General features: G+C 32.5%; 9 protein-coding genes and 1 pseudogene. 8 read left to right on the forward strand and 2 right to left on the reverse strand.

Translation table 11 applies throughout. The features are described 5' to 3' along the window. Both GVV20_RS09945 and GVV20_RS09950 read left to right on the forward strand, forming a co-directional pair. Positions 1-403 (forward strand): macro domain-containing protein (locus GVV20_RS09945; protein ID WP_250690193.1); only part of this gene is annotated, 403 nt, incomplete at its 5' end. Then, positions 393-956, forward strand: coding sequence for a TIR domain-containing protein (locus GVV20_RS09950; protein ID WP_159740287.1), 564 nt, complete (start codon positions 393-395; stop codon positions 954-956). The genes GVV20_RS09945 and GVV20_RS09950, both read left to right, overlap by 11 nt. Positions 957-985: 29 nt before the next feature. Here the strand turns inward: GVV20_RS09950 and GVV20_RS09955 are convergent, their stop codons facing one another. Further along, positions 986-1,936 carry an ISL3 family transposase gene (locus tag GVV20_RS09955; protein ID WP_349252236.1) on the reverse strand — a complete coding sequence of 317 codons (951 nt, stop codon included), beginning with the start codon at positions 1,934-1,936 and terminating at the stop codon, positions 986-988. Continuing rightward, positions 1,906-2,238, reverse strand: coding sequence for a transposase family protein (locus GVV20_RS10680; RefSeq protein ID WP_159740325.1), 333 nt, complete (start codon positions 2,236-2,238; stop codon positions 1,906-1,908). Before GVV20_RS10680 ends, GVV20_RS09955 begins: the two co-directional genes overlap by 31 nt. Before the next feature lie 353 nt (positions 2,239-2,591). On the opposite strand from GVV20_RS10680, the gene GVV20_RS10685 reads away from it, so the two are divergent. From GVV20_RS10685 to GVV20_RS09980, 6 genes and pseudogenes are all read left to right on the forward strand, one after another. Further along, positions 2,592-2,726 carry a hypothetical protein gene (locus GVV20_RS10685; protein WP_415711949.1) on the forward strand — a complete coding sequence of 45 codons (135 nt, stop codon included), beginning with the start codon at positions 2,592-2,594 and terminating at the stop codon, positions 2,724-2,726. Then, a pseudogene (locus GVV20_RS10690) lies at positions 2,723-2,809 on the forward strand (hypothetical protein); the annotation flags it as partial. The gene GVV20_RS10685 and the pseudogene GVV20_RS10690, both read left to right, overlap by 4 nt. Continuing rightward, positions 2,791-2,904 carry a DUF961 family protein gene (locus GVV20_RS10695; protein ID WP_432276251.1) on the forward strand — a complete coding sequence of 38 codons (114 nt, stop codon included), beginning with the start codon at positions 2,791-2,793 and terminating at the stop codon, positions 2,902-2,904. The pseudogene GVV20_RS10690 and the gene GVV20_RS10695, both read left to right, overlap by 19 nt. Before the next feature lie 43 nt (positions 2,905-2,947). Next, entirely contained in the window at positions 2,948-3,124 is a 177-nt protein-coding gene (locus GVV20_RS10700; RefSeq protein WP_432276252.1) for a DUF961 family protein, read from the forward strand. A 235-nt stretch (positions 3,125-3,359) separates the two neighbouring features. After that, entirely contained in the window at positions 3,360-3,911 is a 552-nt protein-coding gene (locus tag GVV20_RS09970) for a hypothetical protein (RefSeq protein WP_159740286.1), read from the forward strand. 853 nt (positions 3,912-4,764) lie between these two features. Beyond that, positions 4,765-5,715: hypothetical protein (locus GVV20_RS09980; protein ID WP_250690195.1), on the forward strand; the 951-nt coding region annotated here is incomplete at its 3' end.

Below are 5,715 nucleotides of genomic sequence, written 5' to 3' on the forward strand. Positions count from 1 at the left end.
GAGAAAAGGTAATATTGGAAAAAAAATTAAGTACAAACTAGGTAGTTCTGTAGTAATAGACGATTATGTATTAACTGCTTTTTCAAAGTTTAATGATAACAACGAAGCAGAGCTAACAATGACTCAATATATCAATTTTCTTTTAAATTTTTGGGATGAAATTAATAGAGTTTATGCTCAAAAAAGTGTAACTGTTCCAATATTTGGATCTGGTATCACAAGATTTAAAGGTGGATTTAATAACATTGAAATCAATGAATTGTTAAACATAATGCTCTGGACATTTAGAATCAGTGAAACTCGTTTTAAATACCCGGCTAAACTAACTATTATTATTTACGGAGACCTATTTAATAAAATAAATTTATTTGGATTACAGGAGGATGTTAATTATGGCATATAGAAATGGAACGTATGTAGCATTTGATGGACAAGCTACTACTAACCCTACACAAAGTGACATGAAGTATTACGGTTTGCTTCAAAAGTGGAACAAGAGTAACAACTCAGAGTTAAATTTTAGTGACAGTCATAAAAAGACATATCAAGTCAAAGATACAAGTTCAAAGATTACTCTTCAGAATAGATTACTGGAGCGACTTAATAATTCAAAAAATTTCCTATTGATTATCTCCGATGATACAAATTATGATAGAGGAATGCTAAATTTTGAAATTGAAAAAGCTGTCGATAAATATCAACTTCCTATTATTGTCGCTTACACTGGTTTTACTTCAATTTTAGATCCTTCTCAATTAAGCAATCGTTGGCCTAAAAGTCTAGCTCAACGTATAAAAAATGGTAGTGCAAAGTGTATTCACATACCTTTTAAAGAAAGAGCAATTATGTCTGCAATAAGTCAATTTAGTATACATAGCACAGGAAATAATAGGCTTACAAGCAGTTTAAATTACTACTCAAGAGAAGTTCAAAAAAAATGGGGATACATTCAATAAAATAAACATAGGATCATTTTTACGGCTCTTTATAATCTAGTGTTGGTGAGATAGTCCGACATATTTAGAGTCAGTACCATCGTCATAGAAATATGATGATGGTTTTTTATTTCTAAGTGTACCATTGTGTTCGATATTAGTAAAATTCTAGACCTAAAGTTATAAAAATCTCGATAACCAAAAGCGATTCGTTTTATAACTTTAATCAGATTGTTGGTTCCTTCTAATCTCCCATTCGAGTAAGGATATGTTAGCGCATTAATGATGTAGGATTCTTGCTTCTTGAAGGTTTTTAAAACACGTTGCATTGAATCAGCGACATAAGGATTTGACTGATTGATTAAATCGGACAATAGAGATATGTTCTTATGTTTAATAGCTTGTTTTAAATGTTGGCAAAGCCAGTATGTAGTTTCAAATTCTTGGGAAAGTCGTAATAAATCGTCAATAACCTGTGCTTCTGTCATAAGGTACTTGTAACTCGTAAATTTTCGATAGTGATGATTATCTAAACTCGAAGCATCTTTGAGAATGAGCTTCCAGTATCGTTTAAGGCGGGCATAGTATTTTGGATTGTGTTTCATAACGTGTATTCGCACAGCATTTAAAGATCTATTAATATGCTGTACGATATGGAAACGATCTGTAATGATTTTTGCGTTGGGGAAAGACGAGTGAATCAGGTGGATGTATGGCTCGTACATATCGATGCAAACTGTTTCTACCTGCTCTCTGACATAAAGTGGGAATCTCAAGAAGTAACTCTTGAGGAAGCTTAAGCGTCTGTTTGGAAGGATATCAAGAACGTTCCCATTGGACGCATCCATATAAATGAAGGACATCTTATGATGGACGGACTTAACGGATGAAAATTCATCAAAAGAAAGATGTTTGGGTAAAGTATTATGGTTTACCATGAAATGTTGATTTAATTGATGAATCCAATGATTTAAAATCCCATGTGAAATATCATGGCGTATCTATATATCTTTATCGATATTTTATTCTTGGCATCAAGAATGCAGGCCATATAGGTATTCTTTGATATAGAATGGCGATATTCAGTAAGTGATGTTTGATCGGAAAAAGAATGATTACAGTGTTTGCAAAGGTAGCGTTGCTTTTTGAGACGAAGAAATGTTCTTCGATTGGATACTCTCGGCATTTTAATGGTGACAATTTTTGATCCGTTTTTGATGATTGAGAAGGATTGATTGACAACACCACAATGCGGACAAGAACTTGGAGCAGGTGGTGAAAGTTTTGCGTTATAACAAGGGATAGAACACCTTTTATTTTAAGTTCATGAACATAATTGGCATCAAAAGTTATATTTGGGTCTTTTATATTAAGTGTAAGTCGTATAGAATTAGAGATAGACATAGATTCTAGCACCTTTCTTGGATTGTAGTAACCTAAGTATATCGTGCTTACCATCTATGTCTTTTATTATGCTTGAAATTAAACATTAAAAAGTGTTGATGATATCTCACCAACACTAGAAGATGTAGAACCATCAAAAGGTGTTTCTAAAAACGAAACGTTTTTTTATCAAATCTCAACCGCATAGAATCGTATTATTTAGAACTTACAATTGAATCGTACTAAAAAATGAGAGAAAAGAGGAAAAACTATATGGAACTAGAACATGCTATTCCAAGTATGGAACAAACATTTGGACAGTTAGAATTTACTGGTGAAGGAAATATCGAACTGCGACGTATCAAGGAAAGACGACCATTCTTTCTCGTAGTTACAATTTGTACTTGAATATTCAACGAGCTGATGATATTGTCGTTATCCTACCGGCAGAAGCTGGCGAAAAAATTGTGAAGTGGAGAAAAAAATCAAACTTATCAATCCACGTATTACAGCAGAAGTCTACAAAATTGGAAATCGAAGATTCACAAACTACATCATGCACGCAAATGACATGATTAAAGCATAGAAAAAATGAGATTAGAAGAAGAAATCGTGCTGGAGAAAGAAAAATATTTAGAGTATTAAAGTTTTCAGCATTACGACGTGAGGTTAAAGTTGTCAATGAGGAAGGTGTCGTGACCGAGGAAGTGAAAGAACGTACCTATGACCTTAAATCGAAAGGTCAAGGTCGCATGATTCAAGTCAGCATTCTTACCAAAAATGAGAAAAGTTTGATAACAATATGAAAATTGAACTGGTCAATCCAGTAACAGCTTGCGTCTCAACAGCTACCCTCCGAGGAGCTGTCGTGGACTGGTATATAAAAGCTGGTGACATTAAACTTATTTCAAATAATCAAACTTGCGCTATAAAGAATTCCCGTAAGTAAATCTTGATAAAACACATGATATTGTTGTAATTCCTTCGAAATGTTAGAATTATCTTATAAGGTGCTGTAATAACTATAGAAGGAGGAATTTAATGAGTTCAAGTTATGTGCAAAATCTAATAGAAGCAGTTATTTCTAACTCTAATAGTGAGTCGTGGACTAGTGCTGTATTAGAGTGGGAAGTTGAAGATGTAGTAGAAGATGAAACAGCTCAATCTTCTTGTGTTTGTGGTAAAGAAAATATTCGCTATTTATTTACTATTGTCAACGCAGAAAATGGAAATACTTTGTTTCCTATCGGAAGTTCATGTATTCAGAAATTTAATCGAGAAGATTTGAATGAAGTTACTTCTGTTAAAGAAAAACTATTCAGATTATTTCATGCGGTAAAGGAAAACGAATTTATTTCATTGGATGGTGATTTTTTCTCACGTAAATTACTAAAACATCTTTTCGATGAAGGTGCTTTTATACCGAATAAGCATAATAATCATGACGGCGAAAATGATTTTGATTTTATGTTGAAAATGTTTAATATGAGAAAAGAACCTAGTGATAAACAAAAAGCAAAAATTAGAGCTATTATTGTAATCTCAATTAAACCATTCCTTGAAGAACAACTTAATAGTAAAATAATCACTTAAAATCAGAATAAGTATGAAAAGAGCAGTTTACTCTTTAAGTAATAACTACTCTTTTCATATTAAGAAAGAAGGAAATACTATTTGCAAAATAAAAGGAAATCGAATTAAACCATGTGACAGCAACTTGCTCTACCATACTGGTCTAGTAGTCTGTGGTGTCATCTGTCTTCTTGTGATGGCTATCTTCCTTCTTCGCTCCCTTATGAGGACAGATTGGAGGACTATAACACTAGAAGAAGTCTTTTCACAATTTTATACACCAAGCTTCTTAGGTAGTGCTCTCACTGCCTTTTCTGTTTGCCTACTATTAGGACTATTGATATACCGCCAACGCATTGATACGATGAAGCAGCTCCAACTAAGGAAAAAATGGCTCGTATGATTTAAGAAAATAAATGGTATGAGTCGGAACAAGTTCAATCTGATGGCTTCTTTAAAGACCTCATCTCTTCCAAGCCAAAAAGAAAAAATTACTGTTCTTCTAAAAATGTGATATTCTTTGAAAAAGGGGCTGATTCAGCTTCCACTCTTCTCAAGGTGTAGAAGTTGATCTTAGTATTTCTCCATGACCACTTCCACTTTAATATGGATCAATCCATTTTCTAGGTGATAATGCATTTTAGGAAAGTAAGTAATCTTCTATTTGTTCTTATAGCCCAAGTCTTTGAAGAATCCACTCCTTAGAGATGATTCAGATTCGTACCAGTGATTCTCTTAAATCATTCGAGATAGTTTTTATCGATGTTGGATTTGCTTCATCATAAAGTTAGATAAAGATTCTACCGTGAAAACTATTCCATGAAATTTGATGATACTTTGTTATAATGTAGATTGATAAGGGAAGGTGACAATTATGATAGAGTCGGCACTTTTTTTAATAGAAAGAACAATAACTCCAATTGTTAATGCACACAAAGAGTATAGAAGCGGCAAGACGAATATGAAATATACAGATGCCTATGCCGATGATTTGAAAAGGTTAAACGCAATAGCAATTTCGGAAAGAACAATTCTAGAAAATATGAAATGCACCGGAAATATATTAGATTACTTGAATAAGAACACTACTTCAGCTGAAGTTAAGAATTTATTTTTAAAACATAACTTTTCTCCATATGAGGAAAATATAGAAAAATTTAGAAAAGAATTTACAAATGAACTTGAACAGAGGTTTACAGTCACTGATTTAATTCAAAATGAGGTGTATACAACTTGGGATTTTATTTTTTTAGCTGGATTCTATTCAACGCAAACACCTGGAATTCTACCTGTAAAAAATCAAGATGGGAAAGTTGTTGCTGTTGTAGCAAGAGGGAGATTTAAAGGGAATCAAATTTACAATAATATTTATTTGGATAATGAGGAGGTAAAGTATTACCTGATCAAGGGTAATCATAAATATAATGATTATATATTGAAAGATAAAGTACCAATCTATCTATTTGAAACCATAGGTTCAAACCAACAAAAATATAAAGGCCGATATATATTAAAGAACCTGAATGATTTAGATTCGATTATACTAGAAAAAGATTTAAAGGTGGTTTCTAACAATAATACTGTTGCTAATTCACCGAAAATTAAAGGGAGAAGAAGGTTTAGAAAGAATTCTGGCAAAAAGAATCCTGGTTCGGACGAATCTAGTGAAAATAAGAGGAGAGCGGGAGATCGTGCTGAGGTTATCTTTAAAGAACTTCTAACAAAAAAGAACATTAAGTATAAAGATACTTCAAAATTAAAGAAATTCAATTTCGTTGTGTTAGTTCAAAACAATGAAAAAAGTATAGGTATAGAAGTGAAAAAT

The organism is Erysipelothrix aquatica (assembly GCF_009828775.2).
In the GTDB taxonomy this organism is placed as follows: domain Bacteria; phylum Bacillota_I; class Bacilli_A; order Erysipelotrichales; family Erysipelotrichaceae; genus Erysipelothrix; species Erysipelothrix aquatica.